At 53.9% G+C, this 17,892-nt stretch carries 19 protein-coding genes; 7 read left to right on the top strand and 12 right to left on the bottom strand.

Annotated features, from left to right (window positions below):
- Positions 1-3 precede the first annotated feature (3 nt).
- Positions 4-759, bottom strand: a complete 756-nt coding sequence (gene fabG / locus B6S09_RS00180) for a 3-oxoacyl-ACP reductase FabG (RefSeq protein WP_094276486.1) — start codon at positions 757-759, stop codon at positions 4-6.
- Between the two features lie 154 nt (positions 760-913).
- Between fabG and B6S09_RS00175 the strand changes: the two genes are divergently transcribed.
- From B6S09_RS00175 to B6S09_RS00160, 4 genes are all read left to right on the top strand, one after another.
- Positions 914-1,405, top strand: coding sequence for a nucleoside deaminase (locus B6S09_RS00175; protein WP_094276485.1), 492 nt, complete (start codon positions 914-916; stop codon positions 1,403-1,405).
- A 284-nt stretch (positions 1,406-1,689) separates the two neighbouring features.
- On the top strand, positions 1,690-3,072 hold the full coding sequence (dcm, locus tag B6S09_RS00170; RefSeq protein ID WP_094276484.1) for a DNA (cytosine-5-)-methyltransferase: 1,383 nt from the start codon (positions 1,690-1,692) through the stop codon (positions 3,070-3,072).
- Positions 3,073-3,077: 5 nt separating this feature from the next.
- Positions 3,078-3,599, top strand: coding sequence for a very short patch repair endonuclease (locus tag B6S09_RS00165; RefSeq protein ID WP_094276483.1), 522 nt, complete (start codon positions 3,078-3,080; stop codon positions 3,597-3,599).
- Positions 3,538-4,764 carry a type II restriction endonuclease gene (locus B6S09_RS00160; RefSeq protein WP_094276482.1) on the top strand — a complete coding sequence of 409 codons (1,227 nt, stop codon included), beginning with the start codon at positions 3,538-3,540 and terminating at the stop codon, positions 4,762-4,764. Before B6S09_RS00165 ends, B6S09_RS00160 begins: the two co-directional genes overlap by 62 nt.
- Before the next feature lie 100 nt (positions 4,765-4,864).
- Here the strand turns inward: B6S09_RS00160 and B6S09_RS18780 are convergent, their stop codons facing one another.
- From B6S09_RS18780 to B6S09_RS18715, 9 genes are all read right to left on the bottom strand, one after another.
- Complete coding sequence (locus tag B6S09_RS18780; protein WP_369328848.1) at positions 4,865-5,347, bottom strand: HNH endonuclease; 483 nt, start codon at positions 5,345-5,347, stop codon at positions 4,865-4,867.
- A 109-nt stretch (positions 5,348-5,456) separates the two neighbouring features.
- Positions 5,457-5,855, bottom strand: coding sequence for a hypothetical protein (locus tag B6S09_RS00150; protein ID WP_094276480.1), 399 nt, complete (start codon positions 5,853-5,855; stop codon positions 5,457-5,459).
- Positions 5,856-5,994: 139 nt separating this feature from the next.
- Complete coding sequence (gene trpA, locus B6S09_RS00145) at positions 5,995-6,801, bottom strand: tryptophan synthase subunit alpha (RefSeq protein ID WP_094276479.1); 807 nt, start codon at positions 6,799-6,801, stop codon at positions 5,995-5,997.
- Entirely contained in the window at positions 6,798-7,991 is a 1,194-nt protein-coding gene (trpB, locus tag B6S09_RS00140; RefSeq protein WP_094276478.1) for a tryptophan synthase subunit beta, read from the bottom strand. Before trpB ends, trpA begins: the two co-directional genes overlap by 4 nt.
- The gene (trpCF, locus tag B6S09_RS00135) at positions 7,988-9,373 is read right to left on the bottom strand and encodes a bifunctional indole-3-glycerol-phosphate synthase TrpC/phosphoribosylanthranilate isomerase TrpF (RefSeq protein WP_094276477.1); all 1,386 of its coding nucleotides are present in this window, start codon (positions 9,371-9,373) and stop codon (positions 7,988-7,990) included. The genes trpB and trpCF overlap by 4 nt, the downstream gene beginning before the upstream one ends.
- Positions 9,367-10,374, bottom strand: coding sequence for an anthranilate phosphoribosyltransferase (trpD, locus tag B6S09_RS00130; protein ID WP_094276476.1), 1,008 nt, complete (start codon positions 10,372-10,374; stop codon positions 9,367-9,369). Before trpD ends, trpCF begins: the two co-directional genes overlap by 7 nt.
- Positions 10,371-10,967: an aminodeoxychorismate/anthranilate synthase component II gene (locus tag B6S09_RS00125; protein ID WP_094276475.1), complete on the bottom strand. Its 597-nt coding sequence runs from the start codon at positions 10,965-10,967 to the stop codon at positions 10,371-10,373. Before B6S09_RS00125 ends, trpD begins: the two co-directional genes overlap by 4 nt.
- Positions 10,964-12,511 (bottom strand): anthranilate synthase component 1, encoded by a 1,548-nt coding sequence (locus B6S09_RS00120; RefSeq protein WP_094276474.1) that lies wholly within the window; start codon positions 12,509-12,511, stop codon positions 10,964-10,966. Before B6S09_RS00120 ends, B6S09_RS00125 begins: the two co-directional genes overlap by 4 nt.
- A 17-nt stretch (positions 12,512-12,528) precedes the next feature.
- Positions 12,529-12,663, bottom strand: a complete 135-nt coding sequence (locus B6S09_RS18715; RefSeq protein ID WP_280522708.1) for a hypothetical protein — start codon at positions 12,661-12,663, stop codon at positions 12,529-12,531.
- A gap of 231 nt (positions 12,664-12,894) precedes the next feature.
- Here B6S09_RS18715 and rnm point away from each other — a divergent pair, with 231 nt between their 5' ends.
- From rnm to rluB, 3 genes are read left to right on the top strand one after another with little or no spacing between them, the layout of a single operon-like run.
- Positions 12,895-13,719: an RNase RNM gene (gene rnm, locus B6S09_RS00115; RefSeq protein ID WP_094276473.1), complete on the top strand. Its 825-nt coding sequence runs from the start codon at positions 12,895-12,897 to the stop codon at positions 13,717-13,719.
- Positions 13,720-13,737: 18 nt separating this feature from the next.
- Complete coding sequence (locus B6S09_RS00110) at positions 13,738-14,358, top strand: L-threonylcarbamoyladenylate synthase (protein ID WP_094276472.1); 621 nt, start codon at positions 13,738-13,740, stop codon at positions 14,356-14,358.
- A gap of 9 nt (positions 14,359-14,367) precedes the next feature.
- Positions 14,368-15,297 carry a 23S rRNA pseudouridine(2605) synthase RluB gene (gene rluB / locus B6S09_RS00105; protein WP_094276822.1) on the top strand — a complete coding sequence of 310 codons (930 nt, stop codon included), beginning with the start codon at positions 14,368-14,370 and terminating at the stop codon, positions 15,295-15,297.
- A gap of 113 nt (positions 15,298-15,410) precedes the next feature.
- Here the strand turns inward: rluB and B6S09_RS00100 are convergent, their stop codons facing one another.
- Both B6S09_RS00100 and B6S09_RS00095 read right to left on the bottom strand, forming a co-directional pair.
- Complete coding sequence (locus B6S09_RS00100; RefSeq protein ID WP_094276471.1) at positions 15,411-16,382, bottom strand: alpha-L-glutamate ligase-like protein; 972 nt, start codon at positions 16,380-16,382, stop codon at positions 15,411-15,413.
- Positions 16,375-17,889, bottom strand: a complete 1,515-nt coding sequence (locus B6S09_RS00095) for an inactive transglutaminase family protein (protein WP_094276470.1) — start codon at positions 17,887-17,889, stop codon at positions 16,375-16,377. The genes B6S09_RS00100 and B6S09_RS00095 overlap by 8 nt, the downstream gene beginning before the upstream one ends.
- Between the last annotated feature and the right edge of the window lie 3 nt (positions 17,890-17,892).

Raw genomic sequence — 17,892 nt, 5'->3', positions numbered from 1 at the left:
TTTTTATTGCAACGCTTCCGGTGACTCGGGCAGTACCTGACCACCATCCACAATCAGGGTTTGGCCGGTAATGTAACGGGCTTCTTTTGATGCAAGAAAACAGGCGGCGTGACCAATGTCGTCTGGTGTTCCCAGTGTATGAGTGGGGATTGCCGCCTTCATCTGCTCCAGATACTCTTCTCCCTGCGCCTGCAGACCTTCGGTAAGAATATTACCGGGCATGACGGCGTTAATGGTTATGCCGTCCCGGGCGCACTCCAGCGCGGCGCTGCGCATAAACCCCAACTGACCGGCCTTGCTGGCGGCATAGTGCGTCCAGCCCGGAAAGCCGGTAACGGGTCCGGTAATGGAAGAGGTGAGCACAATGCGGCCATATCCTCTCATACGCATGGCCTCCAATGATGCCTGTACCATAAAGAAGGTGCCTTTCAGGTTGATGCTGTGCATGTCATCCCAATGCTGCTCGGTCATGCTGGCCAGGTTGCACTGCGGAAAAATACCGGTGTTGGAGCACAGAATATCGAGTTGTTCAAAATCTCGCACCACAGCCGAGACCAGCTGTTTGCAGCTTGCCTGGCAGGAGACATCAAGATAAAAATAATGTGCACCCAGCTCCTCGGCACAGGCTTTGCCGGCAGTTTCGTCGATATCGGCAATGATCACGGTCGCACCGGCGTTAACCAGCACCCTCGCAATACCTTTGCCAATACCTTTGGCACCGCCGGTAACCAGAGCGACTTGATCCGTTAAATCAAACATATTTTTTCCTTGGTTTGTTTAAAGCACAACACCATGCAAGCATAAAGCGACAATAAAATGAATGACGCCAATCTACTTTTAAGTTTTTAGTTTATTCAGTACTTTGGAAGAAGGGGAAAGCAAAGAACCCAAGCTTGCGAACAGGAGGGGAAACATGACCATATCCGAACAGGATCTGCGCCATTTGCGCCGTTGTGTGGAGCTGGCGGAAGAAGCCCTGAGCGAAGGCGACATGGCTTTTGGCTCTGTGCTGGTCTCCGCCGAGGGCGGGGTACTGGCTGAAGATCGCAACCGCATTCACACCAGTGAGCCCACCTGGCATCCGGAACTTGCCCTGGCCCGCTGGGCTGCCGAGCACCTGAGTGAAACCGAACGGGCGCAGGCCACTATGTATACCACGGGAGAGCATTGCCCCATGTGCTCGGCGGCTCACGCCTGGGCTGGTCTGGGGCGTATTGTGTATGCCAGCTCTGCTGAGCAGTTTGATGAGTGGTGCCAGGAGTGGGGGCTGGGCGATTCGCCGGTGAAGGCATTGGCCATTAATGAGGTGGCGCCAGAGATCCAAGTGGCCGGCCCGGTGCCCGAGCTGGCTGAAGAAATCCGCGAACTGCATAGGCGTTATTTTGGAATAGAGAGCAAGAGCTAAACGTCAGCATGTGATGGGAGCTTATGGCAATCTTCGCTGTTGGCTTGTTACGCTACTTTGCTGCTTGTATGACCTGATCTGGTCGCCCCCGCGAAGGCGGGGGACCATTCCTTTATCCCTTTAATACACTGGGTTCCCGAAACTGCCGCATGGGGAGCGGGCAGCCACTACTGGAAAAATGATCATACTGTACGATACTGTATAAAAGATCAGGGTAAGGTTGACAGAAAGGGAAGAACGAGTGATCATACGTCACACAATTTTCCCTTTCGGGGGAAGCAGTTATGGAGCAGTTACCTTTGGATATACAGTCCTCAGAAGATCGCAGCGGCAAAGAGCTGATCGAAAAGCTGTTGGAGATCTATGATCAAAAATTTCTTGGAGAGTACCTGAATGAGTTCTCTTCTGGTCATTGGTGCCGAGAGACCATCAATCGATGGGTTAAAGGGAAAGCCAATCCGGGACTGAATGTCGGTGAGTATGAGCACCTGAAGAAGCTGCTTCCTGAAGAAAAAGTTAAACCAGAAACTGCGGACTTCCGGTTTATCGATTTGTTCGCCGGTATCGGTGGTATTCGTAAAGGTTTTGAAGAGCAGAATGGACTCTGTGTGTTTACCAGCGAATGGAACAAATATGCAGTCCGTACTTATAAAGCAAACTATGCGTGCAATGAAAAGTATCATACTTTCAATCAGGATATCCGTGATATTACTTTAAGTAATGATGATGATATCTCTGAGGAAGAAGCTTACAAAAATATTGACAGAATGATTCCTGATCATGATGTGCTTCTTGCCGGATTTCCTTGCCAGCCCTTTTCTATTGCCGGAGTTTCCAAAAAAAATGCAATGGGGCGTGCTCATGGCTTTGAATGTAAGACACAGGGTACATTGTTCTTCGATGTAGCCCGGATTATTTCTGCCAAACAGCCCGCAGCATTTGTTCTTGAAAATGTCAAAAACCTCAAAAGTCATGACAAAGGAAAGACTTTCCGGGTGATCATGGAAACACTGGATGAACTGGGCTACTGGGTATCTGACAATGAAGAAATGGGCAGTGACGACCCAAAAGTAATTGATGGTAAACACTGGTTGCCTCAGCACAGAGAGCGTATTGTTCTGGTAGGATTCAGAAAAGATCTTGGTGTTCATAATGGTTTCACCCTGCGAGACATCAGGAAAATGATACCGGAAAGAAAGCCGAAGCTGGGTGAACTGCTTGATACAGATTACACACCTAACTATATACTTACGCCCAAGCTGTGGAAGTATCTGTATGATTACGCGGCCAAGCATAAGGCTGCGGGTAACGGTTTCGGATTCGGTCTGGTAAATGAGAATACTACAGCAACCAGAACACTTTCCGCACGTTATTACAAAGATGGCTCTGAAATACTGTTAGATCGTGGCTGGGATTTTGACAAAGACTTTGAAGATGAAGCTAACATGGCTAACAGGCCTCGCAGACTTACACCGGTAGAGTGCTCTCGCCTTATGGGCTTCAGCGAACCTGGAGAAGAAAGCTTTAGAATACCGGTTTCTGATACACAGGCTTATAAGCAGTTTGGTAATTCTGTAGTCGTTCCTGTATTCCGTTCAGTGGCTGAACTGATGAAAGACCGGATTATGCAGGCTGTACAAATAAGCAACAGTAAAAATGTGGCCTGAGTTATATGGCTGATGTTCACTCCCCGGAAGTCAGAAGTAAGAATATGCGGGCTATCCGGGGACGTGATACAAAACCAGAGCTGATTATAAGAAAAGGTCTGCATCATCTTGGTTTTCGATATCGCATATCTCCGCCAGAGTTGCCCGGCAAACCAGATCTTTATTTCCCTAAATTCAGGGCAGTTATTTTTGTTCATGGATGCTTCTGGCATGCTCATGGATGTTATATGTTTCACCTGCCCGCCACAAGAAAAGAGTTCTGGAAAAATAAGCTTAATAAAAACATTCAGCGGGATGAAAAAGTAACTCAGTCACTTCTTTATAAAGGGATAAGAGTTCTTGTTGTGTGGGAATGCGCTATTAAAGGTAGAAAAAAAATAAAAAAAGATTTGCTACTGGACTGCATAGCCAGATGGGTTCGTTCGGGAGGCATACACTCAGTGGCTGATATAAATGGAGTAAGGGATGTTCGAGAAACTGAAGGACGTGTTCATAACTGCTGCGGAAAAATATCTGACGAGTGTTGATGCTGATCCTAAAAAATCAAATCAGCATGAAGTAGGAGGTTTAAAAGGTGCAGGGTTTTCTGATTTCCTAGGGTATCCAGAGAACGGAGATAAGTGGTATTTTCCTGTAACCATGGTCTACATTACGGGAGATGACAGTGATCCCGTGATTTGTGAGGACACCATGTCATGGTACGATACTCGTTACAATCAACCGCACCGTTCAGCCGAGTATCGTTTATACTACCGAAGCAATGAAGTCACCCGCTTAATGAGGGCGGGTGATTTATTTATTATTGCAATGACTAAAGATAAAACATTGTTAACTGTGTGCACTCCTTCTGGTAGTCAGGCAGAATCACAGTTAAGAAGTATTTTTGGTTCGGCAAAAGAAAGAGAGGGGAACAGTCTGAAACCTTTACCTTTGGATGAAGGCTTAGTTGTTGCTCCGGTAAGATTAATGCTGGCCGAGTTGGGGATAGAGTTTTATATTCAGTCAGATTCCGATAAGGTTTTTCTGGAGCAGCTTATAGATAAGTTTGACTCTAAATTTCCGACTACAAAGAGGTTTTCAGATTTCTCAAGGAAGCTTATTAAGGAGAAAGTATCTGAGACAGAAGATCCAGATAACACGTTGCTGACATGGATGGGAAATGAAGAGAAACTTTTCAGAATATTGGAAAGACATATTGTGTCTGAAAAACTGAAGGAGGGCTTTGGTGATAATGGAAATGATGTTGATGAGTTTATCAGGTTTTCTTTAAGTGTTCAGAACCGGAGAAAATCAAGAGTTGGTCATGCTTTTGAAAATCATATTACTGAAATACTTATAAAGAATAAAGTGTCTTTTGATAAAGGGGTCTATACTGAAGGTAAACAAAAGCCGGACTTTCTTTTCCCTTCACAAATAGCATATCTGGATCCTGGTTACGATAATGAAAAACTTCACATTCTTGCTGCGAAAACGACCTGTAAAGAGCGTTGGCGGCAGGTCCTGGCTGAGGCAAGTAGAGTGAAAAAAAAGCACCTTATTACTCTTGAACCAGCCATATCCCGGGATCAGACAGAACAAATGATCAAAATGAATATACAGCTTGTCGTACCTCAGGCATTGCATCAGACGTATTTGCCTGAACAGCAAGATGGTTTGTTGACGTTTAAAGAGTTTATAAACGTAGTCATATAGTAAGCGAGATATTTTTATCAACTATCTCATACAGCAGTTTTTCATGATAAAAACGATGAACTACTGTCTGCTTCAGAGCGGAGTGGATTCTTGTCTATACTCAGTCATTAAGAAGTATATTATCTCTGTGCCATCTAATTGCATCTATATGTGGTTGAAGGCTTATATCTTTTGGTTGATAAATTTTTTTACCGTCAAAAGCGGTCAATTGGTCATTTTGAGGAAGGGCTTGTACTGATGCGGGTACAGTAACTGTGAGAGTATCAGTAAGGCCCCACATACCACGATCAAAAGCCCAATGGTGTTTTCTGCATAATGTTAAACCGTTTCGAACATCATCCGGGCCATTCGAGGCTACAGGGATAATGTGAGCCGCTTCTACTTCATTATTGCTGCCAGCTGGAGAGCATAGTCCTTCTCCGCATAAAGCACACTTATAATTATATTGTACATTTACTGCCTCAGAAAAGTCTTTTGAACGAGCATTGGTAGTGCTTGTTGAAGTTACTTTTTCTCGGTTAAAATCCTGTTTCTGGAAGGGCTGAGTCTGTAGTTCTTCACGTTGATGTTTTACAACATTCAGATCTTTGATAGTGAACGGATTATGATGGCTTAATATACCAAAACGTTTGATTTCCCCTGTATTCTCTATACTTTCCTTCGAGAGAGTTACAATCCGCAGATGTTTATCATTAATAAGATTTTTTTTGAATTATAATGAAGTCACCATCCTCAGCTTTACTCAACCACTGTTTAATGTTGGTAGTAATACGATATTCTCGAGAGCGCTGTAAGTTACGAGTTTCATAAAGAAATTTAGAGCGTGATTGGCCCCAATAAAACTTCTCGTTCCAAAGTTCAAGGTTGATATCTATACTATCGCTGGCTAGCGGATCTACTGGCTCAGGGAATTGAGGCATATAATCTATGAATTTAACAGGAATAAGTGGACCGCCTTGATTACTTTTTTTACCATTGCTACCTTTAAGACCAAGGTCAGTTTTTGTCAACTTTTTATAAAGAGGTATATCCCATTGAGAAAGGGAACCCAAAAATTCTAGTAAATTAGGAATGTTAGGAATTAGTGACATTATTTTTAATTCCTGATTTATAGTAACTATTGAGTACCGTAAAAACGGCGCTTGGGGTTAACCTGCGCGCCGTTTTTATGGACCCCGTCCCCGTCTACGCGAGGATGACGTTCCTTCTCGGGGATGACGGAAGCGCGTCTTATTTCCTTGTCGCCGCTTTCATCTCTTTTACAAAGGCGGTGAGGGCATTCAGCATGGCCTGGGGTTGGTCCAGGTGCTGTTCAATGATCTTGACCACGGCGGAGCCAGAGATGGCGCCGGCGGCACCGGATTTGATGGCATCGCGCACCTGCTCGGGGCTGGAGATACCAAAGCCCAGCAGCGACGGCGGCGCATCGTATTTGGCCAGGGTGGCGAGCAGGGTGTCTACCGGGGTACCGGCCTTGGTCTCGGTGCCGGTCACGCCGGCGCGGCTCAGCAGATAGGTATAGCCGGAGCCGGTTTCTGCCACTGCTTTCAGGGTGGCTTCGTCACCGTTGGGCGGCGCGATGTAAATGCTCTCAACCCCGGCCTTGTCGGCAGCAGCCTTGAAGGGCGCGGCCATTTCCAGTGGCACGTCTGCCACCAGTACCGAGTCCACACCGGCGGCGGCGGCTCGGCTGTAGAAGCTGTCGACACCCGGGGCATACACCAGGTTGGCGTACACCAGCAGGCCGATGGGCAGTTCAGGGTACTTTTCCCGTACCTGGGTCAGCATATCGAAACAGGTCTGGGTGCGGGTACCGGCATTCCGGGCGCGCAGGGTGGCGGCCTGAATGGTGGGGCCATCAGCAATGGGATCGGAGAACGGAATGCCCAGCTCCAGGGCATCTGCACCACCGGCTACCAGGGCATCAATCACCTTGAGTGACTGTTCGGGGGTGGGATCGCCCAGGGTCACGAAGGGCACAAAGGCCCCTTCGTTGGCGCTGTTAAGGCGCTCGAACAAACGGTGGTAGCGGCTCATTTGATTTCTCCTTTTTGCTCCAGAATATCGGCGACGGTAAAGATGTCCTTGTCGCCACGACCGGACAGGTTAACTACCAGTACTTGTTCTTTTTCCGGTTCGGCTTCGGCCATTTTCAGGGCGTAAGCCAGGGCGTGGGAGGACTCCAGCGCCGGAATAATCCCCTCATTACGTGCCAGGGCCTGGAAAGCATCGAGCGCTTCTTCGTCGGTCACCGATACATACTGTGCCCGGCCGGTGGTGGCCAGATACGCGTGCTGAGGACCAACCGACGGAAAATCGAGGCCGGCAGAGACTGAGTAGGACTCTTCCACCTGGCCGTCGTCATCGTGCATCATCAGCGACAGCATGCCAAAGAACACGCCTTTGGTGCCTTCACCCAGGGTGGCACCGTGCTCGCCGGTGTCGATGCCTTTGCCCGCCGGCTCCACGCCGATAAGCCTGACGTTTTCTTCTTCAATAAAGTCGGCAAACAGGCCAATGGCATTGGAGCCACCGCCCACACAGGCGATCACCGCGTCGGGCAGGCGTGCTTCGTGCTCCACAATCTGCACCTTGGCTTCTTCACCAATCATGCGCTGGAATTCCCGCACTATGGTGGGGAAGGGGTGTGGGCCGGCAGCGGTGCCCAGCAAATAGTGGGCCTGTTCATAGTTGGCGGCCCAGTCACGCAGGGCTTCGGTACAGGCGTCTTTTAGGGTGGCGGAGCCGGAATGCACCGGAATGACCTCGGCACCCATCAGCTTCATGCGGAATACGTTGGGCTTTTGCCGCTCGCAGTCCACTGCGCCCATATATACCCGGCATTTGAGGCCGAGCAGGGCACAGGCCAGGGCGGTGGCCACACCGTGCTGACCGGCTCCGGTTTCGGCGATGATCTCGGTCTTGCCCATGCGCTTGGCCAGCAACGCCTGACCCAGTACCTGGTTGGTTTTGTGAGCGCCGCCGTGGAGCAGATCTTCCCGCTTCAGGTAGATGCGGGTCTTGGTGTTGGCGGCCAGATTGCGCACCCGGGTGAGAGGGGTGGGGCGGCCGGCGTATTCCGCCAGCAGCTCGCGGAATTCGCGGTCAAATTCCGGATCCTGCTGGGCGTCTACAAAGGCCTGCTCCAGTTGCAACAGGGCCGGTATCAGGATCTGCGGCACATACATGCCGCCAAAATCGCCGAAAAAGGGGTTCAGTAAGGTCATTTCTGTATCCTGCGTCCGTAATGTCTGAGGGTGGCAAAGGCCGCCTTGAGTTTGGCTGCGTCTTTCTGGCCGGGGGCGCTTTCTACGCCGGAGTTAAAATCCAGGCCGCGGCAGCCTTGGGCGGCGGCGGTGGCGGCATTGTCGGGAGTGAGCCCGCCGGCCAGCATGGCATTGGCCTTGTCGATGCTCGCCAGCAGGGCCCAGTCAAAGGCCTGGCCGGTACCGCCGCTTTGAGTGCCGGATTTGGTGTCGAACAGCAGCCGGTCAGCCTGTTGTGGCAAGGCTGGCAGGGCATCGCTTACCGCCACTGCTTTCCAGATGGCCACGCCGGGCAGTTGGGCCTTCAGTGCGGCTATGATGGTGTCGTCTTCGTCACCGTGCAATTGCACGGCGGTGAGACTTAACTCTTGCGCGGTTGCCACCACCTCTGCCATGGGGTGGTTCTGGAACACGCCCACGTAGTTGAGCGGCGCGCCGGTCATCACAGTGCGGGCCTGATCCAGGCTCACGCAACGGGGGCTTTTTTCCACGAAGATCAGCCCTCCATATACGGCACCGGCCTCGTAAGCGGCAGTGGCGTCTTCCGGCCGTGTCAGACCACAAACCTTGTTGTCGCCCAGGATCAGCCGGCGCACTGCCAGATCGAGATTGTCTTCCGCCATCAGCGAACTGCCTACCAGAAAGCCGTCGGCATGGGCCGACAGTTCTTTGGTCTGACCGTGATGATAAATACCCGATTCGGAGATCACGATGCGGTCGTCGGGGATCAATGCCGCCAGCCGTTTGGTGCGGTCGAGATCAATGCTTAAGTCCCGCAGATCCCGGTTGTTGATGCCGATGACTTTGGCACCCAACTTCAGGGCGCGGGCTACTTCGTCTTCGTCGATCACTTCGGTGAGCACCCCCATGTTGAGGGATTCCGCCACCGCAGCAAGTGAGGCGTATTCTTCGTCATTCAGAACCGACAGCATCAGCAGAATGGCGTCGGCCTGGTAATGACGGGCCAGCTTGATCTGATAAGGATCGATAATGAAGTCCTTGCAGATCACCGGCTGGGTCACCTGATTGCGCACCTGAGTCACAAATTCAAAACGGCCCTGAAAGTATTTCTCGTCGGTCAGCACTGAAATGGCCGACGCATAGCGGCCATACACACCGGCAATGGCGTCGAGATCGAACACTTCCCGGATAAGCCCTTTGGAAGGCGAGGCTTTTTTGCATTCCAGAATAAAGGCCGGATTGCCGGCGGCCAGGGCCGCCGCAAAGGGGCGATCACTGGGCATAAGGGTGTTTTCAAAGCTTGCCAGCGGCAGGCTCTGCTTGTGTTCTGCTACCCAGATTTTTTTGTCGGCAACGATTTTGCCGAGCACTGTATTCAGCATTGACTTAACTCCGCCAGTTGTTTGGCTACATCCATGGCTCGCCCGGATCTTAACACGGACAGCGCCCGCTCCACGCCTTGCTTGAGGTTTTTCACCTGACCGCTCATCACCAGCAGGGGAGCTACATTGATGGCAATGACGCTTTGCTGGGCCAGGGTGCCTTCTCCGGCCAGCAGCGCTTCGGTGATTTGCCGGTTTTCTGCCGGCTCGCCACCTTCAATGGCGCTGAGATCATGGCGTTCCAGACCCAGCTCTTCGGGCGTAATGTCATATTCGTTGATCTCACCGTGATTGATCTCGGCAATATGCGTGGTGCCGTGAATGGCAATTTCGTCGAGGCCGCTGCCGTGAACCACCATGCCACGGTTCAGGCCCATGGCCACCAGTGTTTCGGCAATGGGGCGCACCAGTGCCGGGCTGTATACGCCCAGTACCATAAAGCCGGGACGGGCCGGGTTGATCAGCGGGCCCAGCACATTGAAAATGGTGCGGGTTTTCAGCGCCTGACGCACTGGCATGGCATGGCGAATGCCGCCGTGGTAATGGGGCGCAAACAAAAAGCATACATTGGTCTCGTCCAGACAACGGCGGGCCTGTTCCGGGCTTAAGTCCAGGCGAATGCCCAGTTGCTCCAGCAAATCGGAGGATCCGGACTTGGAGGATACGCCCCGGTTGCCGTGCTTGGCCACCTTGATGCCGCAGGCTGCAGCCACCAGCGCCGAGGTGGTGGAGACATTAATGGTATTCATGCCGTCACCGCCGGTGCCGACGATGTCACAAAAGGCATAATCCGGGCGTGGAAAAGGCCTGGCGGCAGCCAGCAGGGCACTGGCGGCACCGGCGATTTCGTCGGACGTTTCGCCCTTGATCTTGAGTGCGGTGAGCAGGGAAGACAGCATGAGTGGATCCATGTCGCCATTCATCACTTGTTCAAACAGGGCATGAGCCTGTTCGCGGCTGATGTTTTCGCCCCGGTAAAGTTGCTCCATGGCCAGGCTCATGCGGCATTCTCCTTGTTGCTGATAAATTCCAGGCTCTGGGCCAGCAGGCGTGCCCCGTCTGTGGTCATAATGGATTCGGGATGAAACTGAAAACCCAGTACCCGGTTGGTTTTGTCCTGCACCGCCATGGTCATGCCATTGAAATCGGCCACGACTTCCAGGCCGGCGGGGATCTCGGTGCCTACCAGAGAGTGGTAGCGGGCCACCGGCAACGGGTTGGGCAGACCGGCGAACATGTCCTGACCGCTGTGGCTTATCAGCGAGCTTTTGCCGTGTTTGATTTCACCGGCGCTTTCCACCCGGCCGCCGTAGTGCTCTACCAGCGCCTGGTGGCCCAGGCAGATACCGAGGATGGGAAACCGGCCCAGGCACTGTTCAATCAGGGTGGGCATGTTGCCGGCGTCACTGGGTTTGCCCGGCCCTGGGGAGAGCACCAGTACCGGGTTATTGGCCTGCTCCATGGCGGCCAGCAGTTGCGCCACCGGCACCGTGTTACGGTAAATATTGACGGTGGCACCGAGGGCGCGGAACTGATCCACCAGGTTGTAGGTAAAAGAGTCGTAGTTGTCGAGCAGGAAAATGGTCTGGCTCATGCGCTCACCTCCGCCAGTGTGGTGCCATGGGAAAGGGCGATGGCATTCAGTACTGCCGCGGCCTTGTTGCGGGTTTCGTCGGCTTCCGCTTGCGGGTCCGAGTCGTAGACCACGCCGGCACCGGCCTGTACGTGGGCCAGCCCGGAACTGACAAAGGCGGAGCGAATTACGATGCAGGTGTCCATGTCACCCAGACCGTTAACATAGCCCACGGCACCGCCGTAGCTGCCCCGGCGCTGGCCTTCCACTTCTCTGATCAGCTCACTGGCGCGAATTTTGGGCGCACCGGTGAGGGTGCCCATGTTCATGCAGGCCTGGTAGCCATGCAGGGCGTCGAGGTCGGCGCGAAGTCGGCCGACCACCCGAGATACCAGATGCATGACGTGGCTGTAACGATCCACACTCAGCAGATCTTTCACATAGCGGCTGCCGGGCTCGCTGATACGGGCAATGTCGTTGCGGGCCAGATCCACCAGCATCAGGTGCTCGGCGGTTTCCTTTTCGTCCTGGCGCAGCTCCAGCTCAATGCGGCCATCCAGATCCAGATTGATGCTGCCGTCCGGGTTAAAGCCCCGGCGGCGGGTGCCGGCGATGGGATACATTTCTACCTGACGGTGATGGCTTTCAAATTTCACCGAGCTCTCGGGGCTGGCACCAAACAGAATGAAATCCTGATCGTTCACATAAAACATGTAGGGGCTGGGGTTGGTCTGCTTGAGTTTGCCATAGGCCGCCAGGGGGCTGGGACAGGGCAGGGTAAAGCAGCGCGACGGCACCACCTGAAAGATGTCTCCGGCCACAATATTCCCCTTGAGCCGTTCTACATCGGCGCGGAACTCGGCGTCGCTCTTGTTGGTGGTCACTTTACCGCTGAAGCCGGACTCGGCACTGGGGCTGCTATGGCGTTCACCACAGGCGGTGGCCAGCGTATTCAGGCGGGTTTGCAGTCGCTCTTGTTCGGCCGGGTCAAAGGCGCAGGCGGTCAGGTGACACTGCTCTTTCACATGATCCAGGGTGATCAGGGTTTCTGCCAGATAAAAACAGAAATCGGGGCAGTGGTTGATGCCCTCGTTTACTTCCGGCAGGCGTTCGGTGGCGGCAATCAGATCATAGGCAAAGGTACCAGCCATAAACAGGTGCTGCTGGCCCTGGTCGGCGTTAAAGCGGGTCAGAATAAGCCGGATGGTTTCCAGCACGGACGGTGCCTTGAGCCGGCTGTCTTCGTCAAGATTGGTATCGGCCTCGCCCAGGGTTACGGTGAGGGTGCTTTCAGTGAGCTCGCCGCCGAGTGCCTGCTGGACCAGCGTGAGTGCCGGCAGGCCATTGCTATTCAGGGCGGTCAGGGTAACGGTCCGGCCGTGGCATACCAGGCGCACACAAGCGTCAAGCATCAGCAGACTTTGGGTACCCGCCTTGGTATCTATTTCGGCGGATTCAAACAGCAGGCTGTTGTCGCCTGGCTGACTGAGGGCGCTGTATAACGCCAGGGGATCATCGGTGTAGGGTGCATCTTGCAATAAAACGTGGGGCTGACCTTGCGCCATTGGGGTTTCCTTATCAGTTAATGCTGATCATCAGGGATTTGTCTGATGACCTGGCTGGCAATGTCGTTGTCGGTAATGGACGCGAATGCCGGTTGCTGTACAGGCTGGTTGTCAGGTTGCCATCGCCAAAAATTAATAAAGGTCGGTTTCATCGTGTTACCTTTTACTGGATAATAAAAAAGCCCGCAGAGTTGCGGGCTTTCATGTTTCGCTGAGACTGTTGAACGCACACAGCAAATCACACCCGCTTCAGGGAGTGTGCCACCACCAAATGGTCAGAGTGGAAATTTGCTGAAACATGTCGCTCATCTCGCTAATCGAAAAACTGGATACAGTTAAACGATATTTGTGGGGTCAAGTCAAGCCTGAGCACAGGATTTTTTATGCGCATCGATCTGCACAGCCATTCCACCGCCTCCGATGGCAGCCTGAGTCCGTCCGCCTTGCTGGCGCGCGCTGCGGAAAAAGAAGTGGACGTGCTGGCACTGACCGATCACGATACGGTAGCCGGTCTGGACGAAGCTCAGGCCGCTGCCGATGAGCACGGCATCCGGCTGGTTTGTGGAGTAGAAATTTCGGCGTTGTGGGAGCACAAGGAAATTCACGTGGTGGGGCTGAACCTGGATCCAGCCCACCACGACCTTGCTGCCTTGCTGGGCGAGCAGTCTGTCCGGCGCGATGCCCGTGCCCGGTTAATGGGCGAACGGCTGGAAAAGGCCCGTTACCCCGGTGCTTATGAAGGAGCCAGAGCCCTGGCCGGTGATGCGGCGATTACCCGCACTCATATGGCGCGCTGGCTGTTGGAGCAGGGGGCTGCCGACTCCATGGCCAAGGTGTTCAAAAAATTTCTTAGCCGGGGTAATACCGGCTATGTGCCGCCGGACTGGTGCTCGCTGGGCGAGGCTATCGGCACTATCCAGGCGTCTGGCGGAGTAGCGGTGCTGGCGCACCCTACTCGTTACGATCTGTCCAACAAGTGGATAAGAAAAATGCTCGCAGCCTTTGCCGAGGCCGGTGGTAATGCCATGGAAGTGTCCATGGCTCAGCAAAGTCCGCAAGAACGTGCCACGCTGGGTAAGTGGAGCCGGGAATATGGCCTGGATGCGTCTGTGGGCTCCGACTTTCACTTTCCCAGCCAGTGGCGGGAGTTGGGGCGTCAGTTGTGGCTGCCCAAAGAAGCAACGCCCGTGTGGGAGCGCTTTCTTTAAATCATTCCGGGAGGAATCATGAGTCAGTTTTTTGAAATTCATCCAGATAACCCGCAGCCTCGGCTGATTAATCAGGCCGTGGCCATTGTCCGCCAGGGTGGTGTGCTGGTATACCCCACCGACTCGGGCTATGCCATTGGCTGCCTGGTGGGCGATAAAAATGCGATGGAACGTATCTGCCGCATTCGCCAGATCGACAAGGAGCACAACTTCACTCTGGTGTGCCGTGATCTGTCAGAGCTTTCCGCTTATGCCCGGGTCGACAATGGTGCCTTCCGGCTGATGAAAAACAATACACCGGGAGCGTACACCTTTATTCTGCGGGCCACCAAGGAAGTGCCCAAACGCTTGCAGAACCCCAAGCGCAAGACCATTGGCCTGCGGGTACCGGATCATGCCATCAGTCTGGCGCTGCTTGAGGCTCTGGGTGAGCCGCTGATGTCCTGCAGCCTGATTTTGCCTGGAGAGAACGAGGCGGAATTCGACCCCTTTGAGATCCGCAACCGGCTGGAAAAGGTGGTGGATCTGATTATTGACGGCGGTGTCATTGATTCAAAGCCTACCACAGTGGTGGACTTGTATGACGATAACCCGGTGATCGTGCGTGAAGGCGCGGGCGATATCACTCCTTTTGAATAAGTGAACAACATGACTGAAAAACTGCAAAAAGTGCTGGCCCGGGCCGGCAAGGGTTCGCGCCGGGAAATTGAAGCCATGATCAGCCAGGGCCGGGTGAGCGTGGACGGCAAGGTCGCGGTGCTGGGTGATCGGGTTACCGGCAGTGAGAATATTCGTCTTGATGGTCATGTGGTGGAAACCCAGGCTGAAAGCGACATAGTCTGCCGGGTGCTGGCCTATCACAAGCCGGAAGGCGAAGTGAGCACACGCAAGGATCCGGAGGGCCGTCCTACGGTATTCGATCGTCTGCCAAGGCTGCAGGGAGCTCGCTGGGTGGCGGTGGGTCGGCTGGATGTAAACACCTCCGGTCTGTTGCTGTTCACCACCGATGGTGAGCTGGCCAACCGCTTGATGCACCCCCGGCATGAAATTGACCGGGAATATGCCGTGCGCGTATTTGGCGAAGTGAATGAAGCCATGCTGCAGCGGCTGCGCAAGGGCGTGATGCTGGAAGACGGCGAAGCCCGTTTCGATACCCTGAAATACACTGGTGGTGAGGGTATGAACCTCTGGTTTCACGTTACCCTGAAGGAAGGACGCAATCGTGAAGTGCGCCGGTTGTGGGAGTCTCAGGGAGTTCAGGTGAGCCGCCTGATGCGGGTGCGCTACGGCAAAATTGAGATGCCCAAGAACCTGCCCCGGGGGGGGTGGTCCGAGCTGGCGCTGGATCAGGTGAATTACCTGCGCAAAGCCGTGGGATTGCCCCCGGAGCAGGAAAGCAAGGTTGACGTTAATGCCCCCGATCGCTTCAAACAGGTGGCCCGCATCCGCAAGGCGGTGCGCAAGCACAATACCCGGGTGAAAGGTGCTGGTACCGGTGCCGCCCCGAAAAAGCCGGCGCCGACCGGCTCTCGCGGCCCCAAACCGGGCCAGCGGCAAAAACGTAAGACCCGGATGTAAGCTGAAAGGCTGACGTCAGGAAGTAGAAATGGTACCGGGGTTTACCCCGGTGCCATTTTTTGTTTAGTAGAAACGGTAATGGGCCAGTTTATGCTGTTACGTTGGCGTCTGGCTTAAAGTTCACTGGCAAATTCCCTGCGTGAAAATGCCACCCGTTCTTCCGGCGTCATGGTGATCTTTTTGCCGAGTTTTTCAATTTTGCGTAACCGCGGCACCAGACCGGCGGCATTGGCGGTTTGAATGGCAAGCCCGGGGCGGGCGTTCAGCTCCAGCAGCATGGGACCTTTTTGCTTGTCGAGCACCATGTCGGTGCCGATGTAACCCAGCCCGGACATCTCATAGCAGGATGAGGACAGGTTAAGCAGCTGTTCCCAGTAGGGAACTTTCAGCTCAAACAGCTCCCGGCCGGTGTCCGGATGGTGGCGCACGGCGGCATTAAACTGCACCGCCCGAATGGCACGACCGGTGTTGATGTCGAGACCCACGCCCACTGCCCCCTGGTGCAGGTTGGCCTTGCCGTCAGACGCCTTGGTGGACAGCCGCATCATGGCCATAATGGGAAAGCCTTTGAACACAATCACCCGGGTATCGGGCACCCCTTCATAGGAGAAGCCGTCAAAGACATCATCGAAGTTGATCAAGGCTTCAATCAGCGCCACATCCGGCTTGCCGCCGAGCGAATAGAGCCCGGCCAGAATATTGGACACATGGCGTTCCAGATCTTCAATGCTTTCGGCCTTGCCGCTGGGCTTGGTGAAGTTTTTACGATCGTGATCCACGATCACCGTAATGCCCTTGCCGCCGGAGCCCTTGGCCGGCTTGATACAAAAGCCCGGCCAGTCCTTTACTATGTCCCACAAACCGGAGACCTGATGTTGGTACTCGATAACGCCCACCAGATCCGGCACGGTAACGCCCGCATCCAGGGATATCTGTTTGGTCTTGAGCTTGTCGTCCACCAGCGGATACAGCCGCCGCGGATTGTAGCGGCTGATATAGGAAATATTGCGCCGGTTCATGCCCATAATGCCATGGCGGCTCAGCTCAAAGGGCGAGGCATATTTGGCCAGCAGGTCCTTAATCATTTTTCAGCTCATCTACCAGGGGCTTGAATCGCTTGAGCTCGGTCAGGCGATAGCCGGTATAGTTACCCAGCAGCAGGACGGCTGCCATTACAATCAGCTGCAGGCCGAGGAAGTTAAAGGTGAGGTGACGGATCAGCTCGTTGTTCATGGCGAGAAATGCCATCACCGCGACTACCAGAGAACCGCCTCCCTGCTTCAGAACTTCCTTGGGGCCTTCTTCCTCCCACAGTACCGACATCCGCTCGATGGTCCAGGCCAGAATAATCATCGGGAAGAAGGTGATCTTCATGCCTTCGGTCAGCCCCAGCTGATACGCCACGATGCTGAAAAAGCCAATCATGCCGATAACCATGATGATCACGGCAGATATTCGCGCCACCAGCAGCAGGTTCAGGTGTGACAGATAGGAGCGCAGCACCAGCCCTGTGCCCACAATAATCAGAAAACCCACCAGACCGGTCAGCAGACTGGTCTGAATAAAGGCCATGGCGATCAGCACCGGCATAAAGGTGCCCGAGGTTTTTACCCCCACGATAATGCGCAGGAACACCACGGCCAGGACGCCGATGGGGATCAGCAATATCCCCTTGAACAGAGCCTGCTCTTCCAGTGGCAGGTTATAGAGTGACACGTTAATCCAGTCGGGTTGCTCAAATTTCTTGGCCAGCGCCACGTTCACCGGTTGTTCCTGCTCCAGCATGGAGAAGCTCACTCGGGAGTTGCTGCCGCCAACCAGATCCAGCACCGGGGCAGATTGATATTCCCATAGCAGCAGGTTTTCCTGCAGGCCCTGGGTGCCGGTGGTCGGGTTAAAGATTTCATAGCGTTCACTGTCAAATACCTGCACCACATCAGCCAGTGGCTGGCGGCGACGGCCGTCTTCCAGCAACAGGCCTTTCAGCAGACGAGCGGGCACGCCTGCGCGTTGCAGCATATCTACCAGCAGCGGACCCGATGATTTGTGCTGTGCCAGCAACTCGGCATTCTGACCACCGTTGTTCAGTTCTTTGATCAGTTCCCGGGTCAGGGTGATGTTGTCTGATGAACGCTCCCGGGCCAGGTTCAGCACCTGATCCATGGCGGTCGCATAGGGCTCGGCCACTTCTACCGGGGTGATCCGGGGAGGGGTGTTGGCAATGGGGCCGGTGGCAAAGGGGTCGAGCATCATGTCGACCTTGTAATACAGCTCCTGATGACCGGTGGCGGAACGAATGGACCATTCGGCCCGGGTGCCGCCATTGGCCTGGATAAAGGATAAGCCATAGCCGGGCGAGGCAGCCGACTCGTTCATCAGGGTGAAGCCGGGCTGACTGCCGGGCACGGCCAGGGAGGCTTTTACCGGACTGCCGTTGGCGTCAAATTCGACTTTGGCTTCTACCGACCAGATCTGACGTTTTTCACCGGGCAGCCAGGGTACCTCATAGACGAAGTGGCGGTGAAGCATTAATGCCAGCCCTATCAGAAACAGGGCTGCGACGAACAGGTAAAAGGGTTTGCGTGAGTACATGGA

This window comes from Oceanimonas baumannii (genome assembly GCF_002245495.1).
In the GTDB taxonomy this organism is placed as follows: Bacteria; Pseudomonadota; Gammaproteobacteria; order Enterobacterales; family Aeromonadaceae; genus Oceanimonas; species Oceanimonas baumannii.
Note: the sequence above shows the minus strand (reverse complement) of the source record. Positions and strands in the feature narration are given on the sequence as shown.